17 protein-coding genes and 1 pseudogene are annotated in these 17,514 nt (G+C 64.4%); 7 read left to right on the top strand and 11 right to left on the bottom strand.

Annotation, left to right across the window (positions count from 1 at the left end):
• Nucleotide 1 precedes the first annotated feature (1 nt).
• Nucleotides 2–763 (bottom strand): ABC transporter ATP-binding protein, encoded by a 762-nt coding sequence (locus tag BcanWU425_RS02195; protein ID WP_018456628.1) that lies wholly within the window; start codon nt 761–763, stop codon nt 2–4.
• A complete protein-coding gene (locus tag BcanWU425_RS02190; protein WP_018456629.1) occupies nt 763–1,782 on the bottom strand; it encodes an ABC transporter substrate-binding protein in 1,020 nt (339 codons plus the stop codon). The genes BcanWU425_RS02195 and BcanWU425_RS02190 overlap by 1 nt, the downstream gene beginning before the upstream one ends.
• 94 nt (nt 1,783–1,876) lie before the next feature.
• Here BcanWU425_RS02190 and BcanWU425_RS02185 point away from each other — a divergent pair, with 94 nt between their 5' ends.
• From BcanWU425_RS02185 to BcanWU425_RS02175, 3 genes are all read left to right on the top strand, one after another.
• Nucleotides 1,877–2,593, top strand: a complete 717-nt coding sequence (locus tag BcanWU425_RS02185) for a GntR family transcriptional regulator (protein WP_204512839.1) — start codon at nt 1,877–1,879, stop codon at nt 2,591–2,593.
• A 201-nt stretch (nt 2,594–2,794) separates the two neighbouring features.
• The gene (locus BcanWU425_RS02180) at nt 2,795–3,223 is read left to right on the top strand and encodes a response regulator (protein ID WP_018456631.1); all 429 of its coding nucleotides are present in this window, start codon (nt 2,795–2,797) and stop codon (nt 3,221–3,223) included.
• Nucleotides 3,201–6,797 (top strand): PAS domain S-box protein, encoded by a 3,597-nt coding sequence (locus BcanWU425_RS02175; RefSeq protein WP_026233214.1) that lies wholly within the window; start codon nt 3,201–3,203, stop codon nt 6,795–6,797. Before BcanWU425_RS02180 ends, BcanWU425_RS02175 begins: the two co-directional genes overlap by 23 nt.
• A 117-nt stretch (nt 6,798–6,914) precedes the next feature.
• Here the strand turns inward: BcanWU425_RS02175 and BcanWU425_RS02170 are convergent, their stop codons facing one another.
• The gene (locus tag BcanWU425_RS02170) at nt 6,915–7,550 is read right to left on the bottom strand and encodes a response regulator transcription factor (protein ID WP_018456633.1); all 636 of its coding nucleotides are present in this window, start codon (nt 7,548–7,550) and stop codon (nt 6,915–6,917) included.
• A 184-nt stretch (nt 7,551–7,734) separates the two neighbouring features.
• On the opposite strand from BcanWU425_RS02170, the gene BcanWU425_RS02165 reads away from it, so the two are divergent.
• Nucleotides 7,735–7,989 (top strand): hypothetical protein, encoded by a 255-nt coding sequence (locus BcanWU425_RS02165; protein ID WP_018456634.1) that lies wholly within the window; start codon nt 7,735–7,737, stop codon nt 7,987–7,989.
• A gap of 56 nt (nt 7,990–8,045) precedes the next feature.
• Here the strand turns inward: BcanWU425_RS02165 and BcanWU425_RS02160 are convergent, their stop codons facing one another.
• From BcanWU425_RS02160 to BcanWU425_RS02130, 7 genes and pseudogenes are all read right to left on the bottom strand, one after another.
• Entirely contained in the window at nt 8,046–8,549 is a 504-nt protein-coding gene (locus BcanWU425_RS02160; protein ID WP_085348855.1) for a response regulator, read from the bottom strand.
• A gap of 141 nt (nt 8,550–8,690) precedes the next feature.
• On the bottom strand, nt 8,691–9,005 hold the full coding sequence (locus BcanWU425_RS02155) for a hypothetical protein (protein ID WP_018456636.1): 315 nt from the start codon (nt 9,003–9,005) through the stop codon (nt 8,691–8,693).
• A 2-nt stretch (nt 9,006–9,007) separates the two neighbouring features.
• On the bottom strand, nt 9,008–9,889 hold the full coding sequence (locus tag BcanWU425_RS02150; protein ID WP_085358468.1) for a CheR family methyltransferase: 882 nt from the start codon (nt 9,887–9,889) through the stop codon (nt 9,008–9,010).
• Between the two features lie 59 nt (nt 9,890–9,948).
• A complete protein-coding gene (locus tag BcanWU425_RS02145) occupies nt 9,949–10,335 on the bottom strand; it encodes a response regulator (protein WP_018456638.1) in 387 nt (128 codons plus the stop codon).
• 31 nt (nt 10,336–10,366) lie between these two features.
• Complete coding sequence (locus BcanWU425_RS02140; protein WP_007598954.1) at nt 10,367–10,840, bottom strand: chemotaxis protein CheW; 474 nt, start codon at nt 10,838–10,840, stop codon at nt 10,367–10,369.
• 31 nt (nt 10,841–10,871) lie between these two features.
• Nucleotides 10,872–13,706 carry a hybrid sensor histidine kinase/response regulator gene (locus BcanWU425_RS02135; RefSeq protein WP_204512841.1) on the bottom strand — a complete coding sequence of 945 codons (2,835 nt, stop codon included), beginning with the start codon at nt 13,704–13,706 and terminating at the stop codon, nt 10,872–10,874.
• 423 nt (nt 13,707–14,129) lie between these two features.
• Nucleotides 14,130–14,550: pseudogene (locus BcanWU425_RS02130) on the bottom strand (response regulator).
• Nucleotides 14,551–14,996: 446 nt separating this feature from the next.
• Here BcanWU425_RS02130 and BcanWU425_RS02125 point away from each other — a divergent pair.
• The 3 genes from BcanWU425_RS02125 (at nt 14,997) to BcanWU425_RS02115 (ending at nt 16,600) form a co-directional block, all read left to right on the top strand.
• The gene (locus BcanWU425_RS02125) at nt 14,997–15,695 is read left to right on the top strand and encodes a Crp/Fnr family transcriptional regulator (RefSeq protein WP_018459877.1); all 699 of its coding nucleotides are present in this window, start codon (nt 14,997–14,999) and stop codon (nt 15,693–15,695) included.
• A 156-nt stretch (nt 15,696–15,851) separates the two neighbouring features.
• Nucleotides 15,852–16,229, top strand: coding sequence for an Hpt domain-containing protein (locus tag BcanWU425_RS02120; protein ID WP_204512842.1), 378 nt, complete (start codon nt 15,852–15,854; stop codon nt 16,227–16,229).
• 122 nt (nt 16,230–16,351) lie between these two features.
• The gene (locus BcanWU425_RS02115; RefSeq protein ID WP_018459875.1) at nt 16,352–16,600 is read left to right on the top strand and encodes a hypothetical protein; all 249 of its coding nucleotides are present in this window, start codon (nt 16,352–16,354) and stop codon (nt 16,598–16,600) included.
• Nucleotides 16,601–16,684: 84 nt separating this feature from the next.
• Here BcanWU425_RS02115 and BcanWU425_RS02110 read toward each other — a convergent pair whose 3' ends face one another.
• A complete protein-coding gene (locus BcanWU425_RS02110) occupies nt 16,685–17,308 on the bottom strand; it encodes a helix-turn-helix domain-containing protein (RefSeq protein WP_204512843.1) in 624 nt (207 codons plus the stop codon).
• Between the last annotated feature and the right edge of the window lie 206 nt (nt 17,309–17,514).

Below are 17,514 nucleotides of genomic sequence, written 5' to 3'. Positions count from 1 at the left end.
CTCAATGCGCCGTTGCTTCGGAGGCGAACAGGAGATCGTGAATCTCCTTCTCCAGCCGGCCGGCACTGCCATCGTCATTGGAGACCTTGTCGACGTCGACCACCTCGGCCTTGACGCGGCCGGGATGCGGCGACAACAGCAGGATGCGGTTGCCGATGCGGATCGCTTCCGCGATCGAGTGGGTCACGAACAGCACGGTGAATTTGGTCTCGCTCCAGAGCTGGAGCAGCTCGTCCTGGCAGGTTCGCCGCGTCAGCGCGTCGAGCGCGGCGAACGGCTCGTCCATCAGTAGGATGTCGGGCTCCATTGCCATGCCGCGCGCGATCGCGACGCGCTGCTTCATGCCGCCGGAGAGCGTGTGCGGATAAGCGTCGACCACGCGGGTGAGGCCCACTTTCTCGATATAGGCCCGCGCCCGCGCATCGGCATCCTTGCGCGACAATTTTCGCGCGGTCAGCAGCGGAAACATCACGTTGGCCAGCACGCTTTTCCAAGGCAGCAGCTGGTCGAACTCTTGGAAGATCATCATGCGATCGGCGCCGGGACCGCGAATCTCGCGGTCGTTGATGGTCATGCGGCCTTCGCTCGGCGCCATGTAGCCGCCGACGGCCTTGAGCAGGGTCGACTTGCCGCAGCCGGACGGCCCGAGCAGCACGAAGCGGTCGGACCTGTCGACTGTGAAGCTGACCCGTTCGGTCGCCGTGACGACGGCGCTGGAGGTCTTGTAGCGCAGCGTCACGGAGCTGACGTCGAGCAGCGCCATCAGTTGCCCTTCAGATCGTGGGCGACGGGCAGATAATAATCAGTCCAGGCCTTGGGCTGAGTCTTCAGCGTGCCGGTCTTGAACAGATGGGCGGCGAATTTCATCGTGCCCTGCGGTTCGAGATTCCACTCCATCATGCCGGGCTCCTGGAGGAGATCGAGCAGCTCTTCCACCGAGGTCTTGTCGCCGGTGATCTCCTTGTAGATCTCGACCGCCTGTCTGGTGTCGCTGCGGATCAGATCCTGAGCTTCCTTGGTCGCATCGCGCACGGCCTGGATGATTTTCGGGTTGGCATCAGCGAACTTCGTGGTGGTGAAGAACTGCGCCTGGCTGAGCGGGCCGCCCATCACGTCAGGCGACGACAGCACGACATGCGCGCCCGGCACGTTCTTCAGCTCGAGGAAGGTGAACGGCGGAATCGAAAAATGGGTGTGCACCTCGTGCTTGGCGTTGGACAGCGCCGCATAGGCGTCGGGATGACCGAGCTGCACCGTGTTGACGTCCAGCTTCGACCATTGGTCGGGACCAAAGGCTTCGGCGGCGGCGATCTGGAGCACGATGGCCTGGGTCGAGACTTTTACGGTCGGCACGGCGATCTTGTCGTTGGGGCCGAAATCCTTGATCGACTTGATGTTGGCGTCGCGGCTGATCAGCGTCATCGGCTGCGCCGAGGTCGCGACGATGCCCTTGACGCCGCCGCGGGTGCGGTCCCACAGCAGCAGCAGATTGCCGGTGCCGGTGTTGAGGATGTCGACCCCGCCCGCGAGCAGCGCATCGGTCTGCGCACCGCCGCCGGAGAAGGTGACCCATTTGGTGGTGACGCCGGCCACCCCGAGCTGAGCGGCGTGCTTCTCGATCAGCTTCTGCTTTTCCATGATGTGGCTCGGCATGTAGAAAATGCCGGGCTGGCGAGACAGCGAGATCTCGGACTTCTGCTGCGCCTTTGCTGGCGAAGCCGTCAGCGCCGCTGCGGCGATCAGGGCGACGGCCGTGAGGCCACACTGAAATTGCTTGATCATTGTTGTTCGTTTCCTCCGGCCGCCATTGACGAGCGATCTTGCTAATGCACTAATGCATTAGTGTATCAAAGGCAAGCTGGCCGGAGCGCTTCGCATGGAACCAGCCGAACCCGCGCCCCGCGTAGCCCCCCGCCCCGGCGCGCGGCTCGACCGGGCCCGGCAGGCCGCACCGCAAGTATTCGAGCGGCTGCGCAATGCCATTCTCGCGCTCGAATTGCCGCCGGGCTCGCCGCTGTCGCGCACGGATCTCGCCGCACAATTCGGCGTCAGCTCGACGCCGATCCGCGACGCCTTGATGCGGCTCGAGGAAGAAGGGCTGGTCGACGTGTTTCCGCAGCACGCCACCGTCGTCAGCCGCGTCGACGTCGGTCGGGCCGAGCAGGCCCATTTCCTGCGCCAGGCGCTGGAGCTCGAAATCGTCCGGCTGCTCGCGCAGCAGCACGGCGAAGCCCTGGTCATACGCCTCGACCACACGATCGCGCTCCAGCAGCAATTCGCCAAGGCCGGAGACTTCGAGAGCTTCATCGCTGGCGACAATGATTTTCACGCGCAGCTTTATGCCGTGGCCGGCAAGCAGGAACTCTGGACGCTGGTGCGCAGCCGTAGCGGACATATCGACCGGCTGCGCCGGATGCATCTGCCCTCACCCGGCAAGGCCCAGAACATCGTCCGCCACCACAAGCTGATCACGCGCGCGATCGAGGCCGGCGACGCCGATGCTGCGCAACAGCATCTGCGCAAGCACCTGTCGGGCACGTTGAGCGAGCTCGACACGATCCGAAGCCACTATCCGGAATATTTGACCGACTAGGCATATGGCGCGCGGTTGTCGCGAGCGCTTGTGCACGTCACCGTGCATAAATTGACGCAACCGAGTTCGCCTTTTGCGAGCAATCTTGGGATCGATGGCGAAGTGCTTGCAGGCCAGATGCAATCCGCGCAACAATTTCAGAGTTGATGGTTTGATTTGCGGTCGCTGGGACACCCCATCCGGCCCGGGAGGATACCAGACGTGGCCAACATCCTGATCGTGGATGACGATCCGGCCGTGCAGATGACGATTCGGCTGCTCCTGGAGAGGGCCGGTCATCAAATCACCGTCGCCGGAGACGGCCGCAAGGGACTTGCGCTGTTCGAGGCCGGCCAGTTCGACCTTCTCTTTCTCGACATCTTCATGCCCGGCATGGACGGCCTGGAGACGATGCGCCACATCCGGGCGCTGCAGCCGGCGATTCCGATCGTCGTCATTTCCGGCCGTTCGTTCACGCCGGACGCCCATGCGGAGCCGGACTTCCTCAAGATGGCGACCAAGCTCGGCGCGGTGGCGAGCTTGCAGAAGCCGTTCCGGGCCGACGCGCTGCTCGCCGCGGTCGCTGGCTGCCTGGACGCGGCGCGGACGGCATCGGTGAGGAATCCGGATGTCAGCACCGGCCGCCGATGACAAGAACCTTCATTCTGTTCCAACCGAGCGCGGGCACGGCCATTCAGGAAGCGGTGCAGATTTCCCCATGACACTCGCTACGCGGCTCGCCATCGCGATGATCCTGCTGGTGGCGGTCACCGTGGCCGCAGTCGGCTGGCTCGGCTATCGCAATATCACCCAGGCCGTCATTCCGCGGGTCCTGGAACGGATTGAAGCCCAGTCGAGCCTGCTGGCCACCCATCTTGAATCCTACGTTGCCGGCGCGCGCGGCGATCTGCTCGGTTATCGCTCCGCCGCGGCCATCAACGGCCTGATCCGTGCCCACATCGGTGGAGGCCTCGACGATGTCGACGGCGTTTCCGAGCAAACCTGGCGCGAGCGCATCGCAGCCCGGCTCGCAGCCGAGATCGACGCGAAACCGAGCTACGGGCAATTTCGAATCATCGGCCTTGACGACGACCAGCGCGAGTTGGTCCGCGTCGATCGCGCCGGCCCGAACGGAACAGCACGGATCGTCCCCGACGGCGAACTGGAACGCAAGAGCGACCGAACCTACTTCCAGGAGACGATTCGATTGGCGCCGGGCGACATCTATGTTTCGCCCGTCGATCTCGCCACGCGGCAGGGAGGAACCACGGACCCTCACATTCCGACGTTGCGCGTCGCGACTCCGCTGTTCACGCCTGATAGCAAGCCGTTCGGCATCGTCATCGCCAATATCGACATGCGTCCTGCGCTCGACCGCGTCCGCTCGACCACGAGCGCAGGAGGAGAAATCTATGTCGTGAATTCGCGTGGCGACTATCTTGTCCACCCTGATCGTGCGCGGGAATTCGGTGCATTGCTTGGCAACGCCAACGATTGGCGCCGGGACTTTCCTTTCTTTGCAGCCCGGGCCGGCCTGCCGCAAGGATCCACGCAGCTTACGAGCGACCAAGCGGGCCGGCCGAGTGGAGCGGCGCTCGCACCGGCACTGCTGGCCGGCAAGGAGTGGTTGGCAGTCATCGAGACGGCCCCACCATCCGTGTTCAGTAGCGTTCCGGCGGCCATTCAAAAAGCCTCCTCACTGGTCGGCCTGCTTGCTGTCCTTGCCGCAGCTTTGCTTGCGGTACTGCTGGCGCGCTCATTGACGCGGCCGATCGGGCGTCTGACCGCGGCGGTGGAAGCGATCGGCAGCGGACGGCGCGCCGAGATTCCCGTCGATGCGAGCGGAGAGACAGGCGTGCTGGCGCGGGCATTCGCGCAAATGGTCGAAGAAACGAGAGCGAAGACGACCGCGCTTGAACGCGAGATCGAGGAGCATCGCCGCACCGAGGCCGCGCGAAGCCATCATGAAGCGCGCGAGCGCTTGTTCAGCGCCGCCGTCGAATCCTCCGACGAAGCGATCGTGATGCAATCGCTCGACGCCATCATCACCGGCTGGAATGCCGCCGCCGAGCGCCTCTACGGCTATTCGGCGAATGAGGCGATCGGGAAATCCACCTCGATCATCGTCCCACCCGACCGACGCGAGCAAGGCAAGGACTATTTGCGGCGGATCGCCGGAGGTGAACCGATGGAACGGTTCGAGACGGTGCGCCTGCGCAAGGATGGCACGCCGGTCGAAATCTCACTCAGCCTGTCGCCGATCAGGGGCCCATCGGGCGAGATCGTGGGCGCCTCCGGCACCGCGCGCAGCCTGACCGAGGCGCGACGGGCCGAGCGGGCGCTGCAGCAGCAGCTCGAGGAACGGCGACAGATCTTCGAGACCTCCCAGGATCTGATCATGGTGATGGACGCGCGCGGCCACATCGCGCAGATCAGTCCGAGCAGCGAGGCCATTCTCGGCTACCGGCCGGAGGAGATGATCGGCCGCAGCGGCGCCGATTTCATTCATTCCGGCCATCTCGACCAGTCGCGCGACGAGATGCGCGCGCTCAGGCGCGGCGAGCGGCTGAAGCTCGCGGACACCCGCTGCTTCCACAAGGACGGTCGTGAGGTCTGGCTGTCCTGGCTCGGCAGCTGGTCCGACCACGCCCAGCGCTACTTCTTTGTCGGGCGCGACATGACAGAAGCGAGGCTTGCACAGGAGTCCTTGCGGGAGAGCGAACAGCTTGCGCGCAACATCGTCGAGACCTCGCTCGATGCTTTCACCCAGACGGACCACACCGGGGCCATCCTGAGTTGGAACTCGCAGGCCGAGAAGCTCTTCGGATGGACCCGTGAGGAGGCGATCGGCAAGAATGCGATTGAGCTTTTCGTCGCCCCCAGTGAGCGCGAAAGCGTCAGGGCCAGACTGAAGCTCTTTCTCGAATCCGAGCAACAATCGCTGGCTAATCCACGGCGCGAACTTTTGGTGCGGCGACGCGACGGTAAGGAGTTCAGGGCCGAGCTCAGCGTCACGGCGCTCCAGCGACGCGAAGGCGTTCTCTTCAATTCGTTCTACCGCGACCTGACCGACAAGATCGCGGCCGACGAGCGCATCCGCCAGGCCGAGAAAATGGAGGCGGTCGGCCAGCTCACCGGCGGCGTGGCGCACGACTTCAACAACATTCTCACCGTCATCACCGGAACGATCGAGATCCTGGCCGACGCGGTGGCCAACGAGCCGGAGCTCGCGGCGATCACGAAGATGATCGACGAGGCCGCCGGGCGTGGCGCCGAGCTGACGCAGCACCTGCTGGCGTTTGCGCGCAAGCAGCCGCTCCAGCCGCGCGAGATCGACGTCAACGCGCTGATCATCGACACGGCGAAATTATTGCGGCCGACGCTGGGCGAGCAGATCCATATCGAATCGGTGTTCGAGGACGAGAACTGCGTCGCGATCGTCGATCCCAGCCAGCTCACCACCGCGATCCTCAACCTCGCGCTCAATGCCCGCGATGCCATGCCGGGCGGCGGCAAGCTGATCGTGGAGACGGGCGCGGCCTATCTCGACGAGGTCTATGCCAGCGTCAACGACGTCCCGCCGGGACACTACGTGCTGATCGCCGTGAGCGACACCGGCAGCGGAATTCCCGCCAACATGCTGGCCAGGGTGTTCGACCCCTTCTTCACCTCGAAGGGACCGGGCAAGGGCACCGGACTCGGGCTTTCGATGGTCTACGGCTTCATCAAGCAGTCGGCGGGCCATATCAAGATCTACAGCGAGGAAGGCCACGGCACCACGATCAAGATGTACCTGCCGCCCGGCAAGACGCCGACGGCGGTCGGCGAGGGCGTGACGCCGGCGACCATCGAGGGCGGACACGAGACGATCCTTGTGGTCGAGGACGACCGGCTGGTGCGCGACTACGTGCTGGCACAGCTGCATTCGCTCGGCTACGTCACCTTGCAGGCTGCGAACGCCGCGGAGGCGCTCGCAATCGTCGCCGCCGGAAAACCGTTCGACCTCCTGTTCACCGACGTCATCATGCCCGGCAAGATGAACGGAAGGCAGCTCGCCGACGAACTGCAGAGAACGCGTCCCGATCTCCGGGTGCTCTACACGTCCGGCTATACCGAGAACGCGATCATCCATCACGGCCGGCTGGATTCGGGCGTTCTGCTGCTAGCGAAGCCCTATCGCAAATCGGATCTGGCGCGGGCCATCCGCAAGGCGTTGAACAGTTGATGGCGCGTCGGGTGAGAGCCCGCAGCCCGGGTGAGCGAAGCGATACCCGGGAACACCACGAGCCAGGTCCCGGAAGTCGCTTCGCTCATCCGGGCTACGAAATGTCGCCCACGGAATTTACGACGCGCGCTGCGCCGCGGTCATCACGATCCGGATCAGATCGGCGGCATTGCGCGCACCGAGCTTCTTCATGATGTTGGCGCGATGGTCCTCGATGGTGCGCGGGCTGATGCCGAGCGTGCGGCCGGCCTCCTTGTTGGAAGCGCCGGCGGCGAACTGCTCAAGCACCTCGCGCTCCCTGCGCGTCAACGGCTCGCGCCCGGGGAAATGCAGCGAGCCGAACTTCGGCGCTGCGTTCTCCGACTGCCTGCGGGCATAGGCGTCGATCGCCTCGTCGAGCCGGCCGACGATCTCGCTGCCGCGGAACGGCTTCTCGATGAAGTCGAGCGCGCCGCTCTTGATGGCCCCGACCGCCATCGCGATATCGCCCTGTCCGGAGATCATGAAGATCGGTGCCGGATAGTCCTCGCCGTGCAGCTCATTGAGAATATCGAGCCCGGACTTGCCGGGAATGTGCACGTCGAGCAGGACCGCTGCAGGTGTGCGGCTTCGCGCGACGGAGAGCAATGCTGCGCCGTCCGCAAAACAGATCACCTCATAGCCCGCCGCCTTCAACACCATCGACAAGGTGTCGCGAACGGCAGCGTCGTCGTCGACCACGAAGATTTCACCGCGAGAGCTTTGTTCGGCCATGTGCCACACATCCGGTTGGCATGAAGGACTCGCGTCCGCCCCAACCGTTATGGCGTTCGGCGCGGATTCGGCCCACCGTATTTGTACGGGACATGAACTTGACGCACAAGTAGCGGCGAGGCGCCTAATTGCAGAGGACGGAGAATATCCATGCTAATTTTGGCCGCTACCGCCTTTCGTGGCAATGCCCGAAGTCGAGAGCCGTGAGCTGATTGCGGCCGACCTTCGCGTGCTGATCTCGCAGATCGAGAGCAGCATGCGCCGGACCGCCACAGCCATGGCTCAAGAACACGGGAGCGATCCGGAAAGTTCCGCCGACGTCTTCGTGCTCGACGATGTCACACCCCGGTATGCCAGGGCGATCGCCGCGCTCGACGCCTGCCGGGCGGGCCTTGGCCACGCCCTGGAATGCCTGTCGGAGGCCAGCGGTACGCTGTAGATCGCGATCGCTGCGACGCGGCGACCGCATTCTTTCATCGCATGGCCGGCCGCGGATCAGGCGCGGTGCCGCTCCACGATCGCGTCGGTGGCGACACCGCCCCAGGTGTGGATCGCCGGCAGGCCCATCGCGGTCTTGCCGAGATTGGCGAGGCTGATGCGCAACGCGGCCAGATCCAGCGGCTTGGGCAGGCTCTGGAGCTCGATCCCGACGGAACGGGCGAAGCTGCGGGCGGCGCTGCGGCGCTTGCCGTCCATGCCGCTGACGACGATCACGGCGCCGCCAAATTTCGCCTTGGCCATCTCGCCCAGCACGTCCATGCCGTCGCCATCCTCGAGCACGAGATCGAGTGTCACGCAGTCGAAGCGCGCGGTGCGGAGTTTCTCGATCGCTTCGGCCACGGACGGCGCCACGGTGACTTCGTGGCCGGCCTGCTTGGCCGCGACCGTGATCAGGCTGCGCTGTGTGCCGTCATCATCGACCACCAGAAGCTGAAGCGCGCGCCGCTCGGCGCCGTCGGGCAGGTTTGACGGGAGAGAGGAGAAAGAGCTTCTGGGCATTGCCGTATCCTGAGATTGAGACCGGCAATGGATACACCGTTCGCGCTTAGGCGACGTAAAGCCGCGACGGCAAATTCAGTCGGATGTTTCAGCAAATGCGAACCAACGTCGCGGAAAACGGCGACGCGACGCACGTGAAGATCACGCCGCCTCGTCACGGCCACCGACGGCCCGCTTCTTCCGGTTCTTGCCCCGCAGGAATTGAATGTCCATTTCGACGCCGTTGACGCGCACTAATTCGCAGCGGCGGTAGGCAAGGCCGGTGGACGACAGCAGCAGGAAGAACTCTTTGAGGTTCAGGCCCTGAATCGAGCCTTCCACCGTCAGGATGGCGTCGGTGTCGGAGATCGCGTTGAGCTTGCAGTCGCGGCGCCAAGTGCCGTCGATGGCCATGATGCAGACATCATAGCCGCGACTGAACGTCACGCGTTCCGCGCCTTTGCCATCCTCGGCCATGCCTATCGTCCCGCCATGACCGCTAGGCGCGGCGCTGCGCCGGCAAGAACCGGCTTGGCGGCCGCCGCGCGCGGGTCGTTCGGCTTGTAGAGACCGCGCTTCTCCGGAATCGGCCTGAACGTGTCGGTCAGTCCGACCACCGTTTCGGCCGCGCCCAGCACCAGGAAGCCGTCTCCCTCGATCTGGCGAGCCAGCCGGTTGAAGATGTTGATCTTGGTGTCCTGATCGAAATAGATCAGCACGTTGCGGCAGAAGATGACGTCGAAGGTGCCGAGCTGAGCGAAATCGTGCAGCAGATTGAGCTGCCGGTGCTGGATCATCGCCCGCAGCTCGGGATTGATCTGCCAGGTCTCGCCGATCTGCTTGAAATATTTCATCAGCATCTGGATCGGCAGTCCGCGCTGCACTTCGAACTGGCTGTAGATGCCGGCCTTGGCCTTCTCGAGCACCTCCTGCGACAGGTCGGTCGCGATGATCTCGACGCGCCAGCCAGTTAGGGCCGCACCCATCTCCTTTAGGCTCATCGCGAGCGAATAGGGCTCCTGCCCCGTGGAGCCGGCGGCGCACCAGATGCGGACGCTGCGGCGGCCGGCGCGGGCCTTGATGATCTCCGGCATGATGGTGTCGCGGAAATGATCGAACGGGACCTTGTCGCGAAAGAAGAAGGTCTCGTTGGTGGTCATCGCCTCGACCACGCTGGTGACGAGCGCGCCCGAGCCAGCGCCTTGCAGCTTCTGCACGAGCTCGCCGATGCCGGAGATCCCGGCCTTGCGCGCCAGCGGCAACAGCCGGCTTTCAATCAGATATTGCTTGTCTGCGGACAGATCGAGCCCGGAATGATCCCTCAGGAACTTACGCAGATACTCATACTCGGTCGGGGTCACGGATAGGCCTCTCGGAAGCTGTACTGGGAACACTCTGGCTGGAACACTCCGCCAGACACTCAGACCATGGCTTGTCCGACCGGAATCAAGCCGACTTCTGCGAATTTGTCGGCGATGATGTCTTTATCGAAGGGCTTCATGATGTACTCGTTGGCGCCGCCGCTGAGCGCCTGAGCGATATGAGCCACGTTATTTTCGGTGGTGCAGAATACAACCTTGGGCTGGTCGCCGCCCGGCAGGCGGCGCATGTGGCCCATGAACTCGAAGCCGTCCATCACCGGCATGTTCCAGTCCAGCAGCACCGCGTCGGGCAGCTTGCGCTGACAGACCTCGAGCGCCTTGGAGCCGTCCTCGGCCTCCGTGACTTCGAATTGCAGGCCTTCCAGGATCCGGCGTGCGATCTTGCGCACGACGCTGGAATCATCGACCACCAAGCACGTCTTCATTTGGGTTCTCCGGCTTCGATGTTTTTGGGGCTCACGCAGCCATTTGCACTTCGGTTTTGAGTTCGAGGACGCGATCGACGTCGAGGACGACCATGAGTTGGCCGTCGAGACGGTGGACACCGCCGGCGAGCTTGGCCATGCGGGGGTCGAGGTTGACGGGGTTTTCTTCCATGCCGTCCTCGGCGAGCCGCAGCACTTCGCCGATCTGGTCGATCAGCAGACCATAGGATTCACCGCGCAGGTCGACGCCGACCGCCATCGGGATCTTGCCGTCCTCGGGCTTGGGCAGGCCGAGCCGGGCGCGCATGTCGACCACGGTGACGATGCGGCCGCGCAGGTTCAGCACGCCCGCGATCTCGCGCGAGGACAGCGGCACGCGGGTGACGCGCTCGGGCATGAACACGTCCTGGACGCGGGAGATCGGCAGGCCGAACAGCTGGCCGCCGATCATCGCGGTGACGTATTCGACCATGGCGCCTTCGCCGGACTGGGTCTTCTTGGTCATGTGCGTATCTCCTGATCCATCCCGCTGGGGTTTAGGCGGCTGCGCGGCTCAGCTCGGAGGCGCCGGCGGCGCTCGCGGTCTGTTCCTTCAGCGCCGCGATCAGACCGGGACGGTCGAACTTGGCGACATAGTCGTGGAAGCCGGCCTGGCGGCCGCGCTCGATCGCCGCCGGCGACACCAGCGCGGACAGCCCGATGATCGGCATCGCGCCCAGATTGCTGTCGGAGCGAATGGTCTCGGCAAACTCGAACCCGTTCATGTCGGGCATCTCGATGTCGGTCAGGACCACGTCGAAGCTCTGCGCGCGCAGCGCCGCCAGGCCCTCCTGCGCGGTCGGCGCGGTGCGGACGCGGTAGCCGGCGGCCTTGAGCACCGGGGCCAGCATGTTGCGGAAGAACGCCGAATCGTCGACCAGCAGCACCGATTGCGAGTGCAGCGACGGCTTCATCTCCTTGCGGGTGAACCAGTCGGAGAACGCCATCGGCAGGAAGTGGCCGACGTCGATCACTTCGGTGGCCTGGCCCTTGATCACGGCCGAGCCGAGAATGCCGGAGGAGGATCCGCCGACCTCGATGTTGAGCCGTTCCTCGACGATGTCGATGATCTCGTCGACGACGAGGCCCATGGAGCGGCCGTCGTCGGAGAACACCAGGATCGGCTGGGCGCCCTGGCTCGCGATGGTGACGCTCTCCATGGCAACGAGCGGCATCAGCTGCTCACGGTACTGCACCATGTAGCGGCCGTTCGAGAACTCGATCTTGTCGGCCGGGAGCTCTTCCAGGCGCGTGACGAGCCCGAGCGGGACCGCCTTGGGCTGGGACGAGCCGGCGCGGAACACCAGCAGCGAGGTGGTCTGCTCGCCCGATCCGATGCTGTGCGTCCCGTTCTCGTTGTTCATGTCATGGGCCGAAGAGCCGGCGGCGCCGAGCGCCTTGGCAATGCCGTTGGGGTCGATGATCATGATGACCGCGCCGTCGCCCAGGATGGTATTGCCCGAGAACATGTCGATGTGGCGCAGCTTCGTCGACATCGGCTTGACCACGATTTCTTCGGTGTGGAACACGCCGTCGACGACGATGCCGAAGGTCTGGCTGCCGACCTGCGTCACCACGATGAAGCCGTTCTCGGGATCGGAGACGGCGCCGTCGTCGATCTTGAGCAGCTTCTTGAGATGGATCAGCGGCAGCAGCTTGTTGCGCAGCCTGAGAACCGCGGTGTCCTTGATGCGCTCGATGCGGTGCTCCGAGTTGGCGCGGGCTCGCACCAGCTCGACCACGGAGAGCTGCGGGATCGCAAAGCGGTCGCCGGCGGCTTCCACGATCAGCGCGGAGACGATGGCGAGCGTCAGCGGGATCTTGATGGTGACGGAGGAGCCTTCACCGGCGACCGACTTGATGTCGATGGTGCCGCCGATCTGGTCGATATTGGTGCGCACCACGTCCATGCCGACGCCGCGTCCCGACACCGAGGTGATGGCGGCCGCGGTCGAGAAGCCCGGCGCGAAGATGAACTTGTGGATCTGGGCTTCGCTCATCTTCTCGAGCTCGGCCTCGGTGACCAGACCTGAGGAGATCGCCTTGGCCTTGATCCTGTCGGTGTTCAGGCCACGGCCGTTGTCGGCGATGCAGATGATGATGTGGCCGCCCTCGTGATAGGCGGACAGGCGAATGGTGCCCTGCTCGCCCTTGCCGCCGGCGAGACGCTCGGCCGGGGTCTCCAGGCCATGGTCGGCGGAGTTGCGCACCATGTGGGTGAGCGGGTCCTTGATCAGGTCGAGCACCTGGCGGTCGAGCTCGGTGTCGGCGCCGTGCATCTCCAGCTCGATCTGCTTGCCGAGTTCGCTCGAGAGGTCGCGAACGATGCGGGGCAGCTTCTGCCAGGCATTGCCGATCGGCTGCATGCGCGTCTTCATGACGCCTTCCTGCAGCTCGGCGGTGACGTTGGACAGCCGCTGCAACGGCACCTTGAACTCGGTGTCCTCGTTGCGGCGGGAGATCTCCAACAGCTGGTTGCGGGTCAGCACCAGCTCCGAGACCATGGTCATCAGATGCTCAAGCGTATCCACGTTGACGCGGATCGACTGGTTGGCGATGCTGGCTCCCTCGGCGGCGCCCTCGTCGGCGATCGACTTCTTCGGCGCGGCCTTGTCCTTCGCCTTGGTCTCCTTCGCGGCTTCCTTGGCAACAGGCACCGGGGCTTCAGCGGCCGGCGGAGGCTCCGCCTTGACTTCGGCCTTGGCAACCGGGACCGGCACTTCGATCGCGGTCTCGCGGAAGGCACGCTCGAGCTCGTCGAGCGAGACTTCGCCCGGACGCAGCGGACGCTCCAGGCTCTGGTCGGCCAGCACGCCGGAGGTCGGCGCGGCTTCGACGGCGACAGGCGCGTCCGGCACCAGCGGCGGCGCTTCGGCAACGGCAGCAGCAGCGCCGGCCGGCATCGGCTGCGCCGAGCCTGACGCGATCGGCTGCGCCGACGCTGACATAGCCGCCATGCCCTGCTCGACCATCGCTTCCAGCTTGTCGATGAGATCGCGGTCGGTGCCCTCGGGCTCGGCTTCGGTCGCCTCCAGCCCGGCCAGAATTTCCTTGATGCGGTCGATCGAGGACAGGATCACCGTCACCGCCTGCCCCGTCACCGGCATGCCGTCACGGAATTTGCCCATCAGCGTCTCGCCGGCATGCGCCAGCGCTTCCAGTCGTGGCAATCCGAGGAAGCCGCACGTGCCCTTGATGGTGTGGACCAGCCGGAAGATGTTATCCAGGATCTTGGCGTTGTTCGGCTCCTGCTCGAACTTCACCAGCTGATTGTCCACGGTGTCCAGGCTCTCGCTGGTTTCCGTCAAAAACTCCCGCAACAGATCATCCATGAGCTACGCCTTACAGACCTGGATCTGGACCTCGACGCCCGAGCCGCGCTGGCATGAACGGAAGTCCCCACCTTGGATCGTTAGACATCCCCTTTCACGGTCCCGTTAATTTCATCCTCCGTGCTAATACGGATATTGAAGACAAGTTTGACGTTCGACTGCATGCGACAGCGTTTTTCGGCAAGACCGGCCCCACGCCGCAACGGCGAGGCGCGTTAGGTGAACGTGCCGATAACAGCGAGACCCGGCGCGCGGGAAAGCCCTGCTTGTGAAGGAGATATGCGCGGTCTTCGCGCAAATTGTATCGAGCTGCCTGCAGCCCGGGCCGGTCTCGCCACGTCGCCTGGTGCTTTGCCGGGATATGCATCACCCGCATTTGCGGTAAACGAACCGTTACCCGCGTCCGCTGCGGCCGGTGCCGCGCTAACCCAGGCGCGCGGCCGAGGCAAGCTCGCCCTGGGGACGGTGCTCCGCCAGGCAATCGTTGATGGCGGCGAGCAGCGCGTGCGGCGTGAACGGCTTGCGCAGACAGCGCGCCGCACCGAGCTCCAGCGCCATCCGGAGGAAATCCGGGGCCGGCGAATTCAGATTTGCGAACGCCTAGCCGGACATCGCTATCAGCGGAACGGCCGGCGCCCGCTCGTGAAAGACTCTGACCGATTCGAACCCGCATGTGCGGCATGAAGATATCGATGATCATCAGATCGAACCGTTCGTGTTCGAGCGCGCGAAGTCCGCCTTCCCCTCCTTCGGCGATCGTCACCCGAAAACTGTTGCGTTGGAGATAGACCTCGATGGCCATGCAGACCATCGGGTCGTCATCGACGACGAGAATATGGCGCAGATCTTCTGTCCCCGTTTGAGCTTCCCGATTTGGCGATTCAATAATTGAACCGTGGCGCACGCCATGCTCCTTTGCTCGAGAAATGGACTGTTGAGAGCGTCCTTGGCGGAGCCGGAAAGACGATTGACGCGGAATCTGCGGCCACGCGGCGCCAAGGCAACTCCATGACGACGACGCGGCGCGGATGACCTTGAAACGCGCCGGATCAACCATGACCGCGAACAAGCTCCAAACCGATGCTCCAGCCGCACCATCTGGATCTGCTGGTTCCCAGCTCGGTAGGAATTGGGTCAGGGAACCTGTCTTGGCGAGGCCGACGTGCAGCGGCACTGACTGCGATCGGACGTCAATTGCCAATATATCCCGACGGGAACATGATGGAACGTGGCCGAACGACAAGCAGTTTCCCGTGCTGGTCCGGGAGACGGGAGGCTACTTTGGAAACAATGGTACGTTCCTCCAACGGTTTCCTGTCCGCGCTGTCGGCGGACGATTATGAATTGATCCGCCCCCACCTGCGGACGGGCGATCTGCCGCACGACGCGGTGCTGGTCGCGACCGGCGAAACGCTCAAGCGCGCCTACTTTCCCCATCGCGGCGTCATCTCGCTGGTGGTGGAGCTCGCCAGGGGCGAGCACGTGCAAGTCGCCATGATCGGCCGCGACAGCCTGCTCGGAACGCTCTCTATCATGGGCGATGCCTGCGCGCTGAACACGGCCATCGTGCTGGTTCCAGGCTCCGCCTCGATGATGGACCTCGACCGGCTGCGCGTCGCGGCCGACCAGAGCTGCACCCTGCGGACGCTGCTCACGCGTCACGGACTGGCGGTCTACGCGCAGGTGCAGCAGACCGCGGGCTGCAACGCCGCTCATCCGGTGGAGTCGCGGCTGTCGCGCTGCCTGCTCCACACCCATGACCTCTCCGGCGACTACCGGCTGCTGCTGACCCAGGAGGCGATGGCGCAGATGATCGGCGCTCGGCGCAACAGCGTGTCGCTGGTCGCCAACACCTTGCAGCAGGCGAATTTCATTAACTACAGCCGCGGACACATCCAGATCCTTAACCTGGACGGCCTGCGCCAGACGGCGTGCGAATGCTACGCCACCGTGAAGGCGCAGTATGACCGGCTGCTCGGCCCGCGCTGACTGGCGCTTCGGCGTGGTAAACCGGCCGCTAATTCCGGCCCGCAAACACGGATTGTCCTGCTACCGGAACTGAAATCCAGATGCCGTAGACACGATGTGCCGCGCGCGCCTGTACGGGCCGGCGGCAAACGAACCGTGATCAAGGCAGGCCAAACCATGTTCGAAGTCACCGTCGCGCCTGCGCAAACAGCGCTTGATGCCGAACCCGCGCGCGAGCCGGGCGCGTACCAGGCGCTGGTGCGCGAGATCGGTGAGGATGGTGCTTGCGAAGTGCGCGACGTGTTCTGGAGCGAAACCTGCGCGCGTCTGCAATCGTTCCGCACGCTCTCGCTCGCGCAGCACCACGGCAGGATCGCCCGCGAAGCGCATTCGCTGAAGAGCGCGGCCGGAACGTTCGGCTATGTCAGGCTCGCGGTGCTGGCGCTGCGGCTGGAGAAGACCGCGGAGAGGCTCGGCGACGCCGGATTTTGCGACCTCCTGGACCTGATGGACGCCGCCTACGCTGCCGCGCGCGCGCAGGAGCCGGAGGGCTGACGCGCTCGCTCGAAACGCTCCAACCACTCACGCGTGCATGCCCGCCGTACTTCTACGGCTTGGGATTTTCACAGATGGCTAATCATAGGCAGCGATAGTCGCCGGAAACCAGGAGGGTTTCCATGTTCACCTACGAGACCGCGGACCAGAAAGAAGTTCGCCGCTTCCGCATCGCACAGTTCAACGGCCGGATGGCGACGGTGGCCGCTGGCGAGGCGACGGTGACCGGCTTCGTACGTTCGGTGCTGGAGCAGGAATCGAGCATGCCGCCCCGCTGGACCATCACGATCATTCCCAACGTGCCGAAGGACGAGCTCAAGCCGCTGCGGCCCTCGTCGCGCGCGCGTCCCTTCGCCGAAGATTATTTCTGAGCACGGTCGGAGCCGCGGGTCTTTTTCGAGAAATGCCTCACGCTTGGCCCTCGCCCGCTGCCGGGCGGCCCGACGCAAGGGCCTTCAGTCGATCGAATGCAGCAGCGCCGCACGGACGAGGTCCGCCGTGTTGCGCGCACCGAGCTTCCGCATCGCCTCGGCGCGATGGCTCTCGAAGGTGCGCGGGCTGATCTGCATCCGAAGCGCACCCTGCTTGTTCGAATAACCCTCGCTGATCAGCCTCAGCACCTCGCGCTCGCGCTTGGTCAGCCGCTTCTGGCCTGACAGGCCGAGGATTTCGGCGCTCGGCAGGCGCTGCGGCTGTGGTGCGCGCGCGAGCTTCGATTCGGCGTCCTCGGCCCTGGACGCGATCGGCAGGCCACCCGTGTGAGAACCGGCAAGCTGCTTGACGAGGCCACAAACCCGCTCGGTCTGCACCAGCGCATTCTCCACGACTCGCTGCAAATAGGCACGGTCGCCCGTCACCGGTGCGAGCTGATCGCTGTGACGCTTGATCTCGCCCATGTAGAGCAGGAGCGCCGTGAGGGGACCGTTGAGCTCGCGGGCGATGGCGGCGGCCATTTCGTCGGCCGCCTTGGCACGGGCGGCGTTCAGACGGACGACATCGAGCTCTTCAGTTGGAGCGGCGTTGCCTTCGTACCATTCCGACGGCCGCGAATCAGTGGCCGTATCATTCTGTGACCCCATGTCACTCGTTTAGCGGAACCCAACGCGGTCTGTAGGTAACTTTTTGCTCCGTAAGACTACGGTGAATTTGGCAGTTTTGTGCTGAAACCCAGGCACAGGCACACTTTATGCTTGAGTGGCAACGTCCCTCAACATTCTCAGGTTGCTGAACCTGCCCAATTGATAGGCGGGTCGCTCGACGCCTTCTTAACGATCAGATCCCCGCC

The organism is Bradyrhizobium sp. WU425 (assembly GCF_021052305.1).
Taxonomy (GTDB): domain Bacteria; phylum Pseudomonadota; class Alphaproteobacteria; order Rhizobiales; family Xanthobacteraceae; genus Bradyrhizobium; species Bradyrhizobium canariense_D.
Note: the sequence above shows the minus strand (reverse complement) of the source record. Positions and strands in the feature narration are given on the sequence as shown.

Bases quoted from the DNA above. Each gene is read 5' to 3' on its own strand.
- BcanWU425_RS02195 (WP_018456628.1), bottom strand. From the start codon at position 763: ATGGCGCTGCTCGACGTCAGCTCCGTGACGCTGCGCTACAAGACCTCC.
- BcanWU425_RS02190 (WP_018456629.1), bottom strand. From the start codon at position 1,782: ATGATCAAGCAATTTCAGTGTGGCCTCACGGCCGTCGCCCTGATCGCC.
- BcanWU425_RS02185 (WP_204512839.1), top strand. From the start codon at position 1,877: ATGGAACCAGCCGAACCCGCGCCCCGCGTAGCCCCCCGCCCCGGCGCG.
- BcanWU425_RS02175 (WP_026233214.1), top strand. From the start codon at position 3,201: ATGTCAGCACCGGCCGCCGATGACAAGAACCTTCATTCTGTTCCAACC.
- BcanWU425_RS02170 (WP_018456633.1), bottom strand. From the start codon at position 7,550: ATGGCCGAACAAAGCTCTCGCGGTGAAATCTTCGTGGTCGACGACGAC.
- BcanWU425_RS02165 (WP_018456634.1), top strand. From the start codon at position 7,735: ATGCCCGAAGTCGAGAGCCGTGAGCTGATTGCGGCCGACCTTCGCGTG.
- BcanWU425_RS02160 (WP_085348855.1), bottom strand. From the start codon at position 8,549: ATGCCCAGAAGCTCTTTCTCCTCTCTCCCGTCAAACCTGCCCGACGGC.
- BcanWU425_RS02155 (WP_018456636.1), bottom strand. From the start codon at position 9,005: ATGGCCGAGGATGGCAAAGGCGCGGAACGCGTGACGTTCAGTCGCGGC.
- BcanWU425_RS02145 (WP_018456638.1), bottom strand. From the start codon at position 10,335: ATGAAGACGTGCTTGGTGGTCGATGATTCCAGCGTCGTGCGCAAGATC.
- BcanWU425_RS02140 (WP_007598954.1), bottom strand. From the start codon at position 10,840: ATGACCAAGAAGACCCAGTCCGGCGAAGGCGCCATGGTCGAATACGTC.
- BcanWU425_RS02135 (WP_204512841.1), bottom strand. From the start codon at position 13,706: ATGGATGATCTGTTGCGGGAGTTTTTGACGGAAACCAGCGAGAGCCTG.
- BcanWU425_RS02125 (WP_018459877.1), top strand. From the start codon at position 14,997: ATGGTACGTTCCTCCAACGGTTTCCTGTCCGCGCTGTCGGCGGACGAT.
- BcanWU425_RS02120 (WP_204512842.1), top strand. From the start codon at position 15,852: ATGTTCGAAGTCACCGTCGCGCCTGCGCAAACAGCGCTTGATGCCGAA.
- BcanWU425_RS02115 (WP_018459875.1), top strand. From the start codon at position 16,352: ATGTTCACCTACGAGACCGCGGACCAGAAAGAAGTTCGCCGCTTCCGC.
- BcanWU425_RS02110 (WP_204512843.1), bottom strand. From the start codon at position 17,308: ATGGGGTCACAGAATGATACGGCCACTGATTCGCGGCCGTCGGAATGG.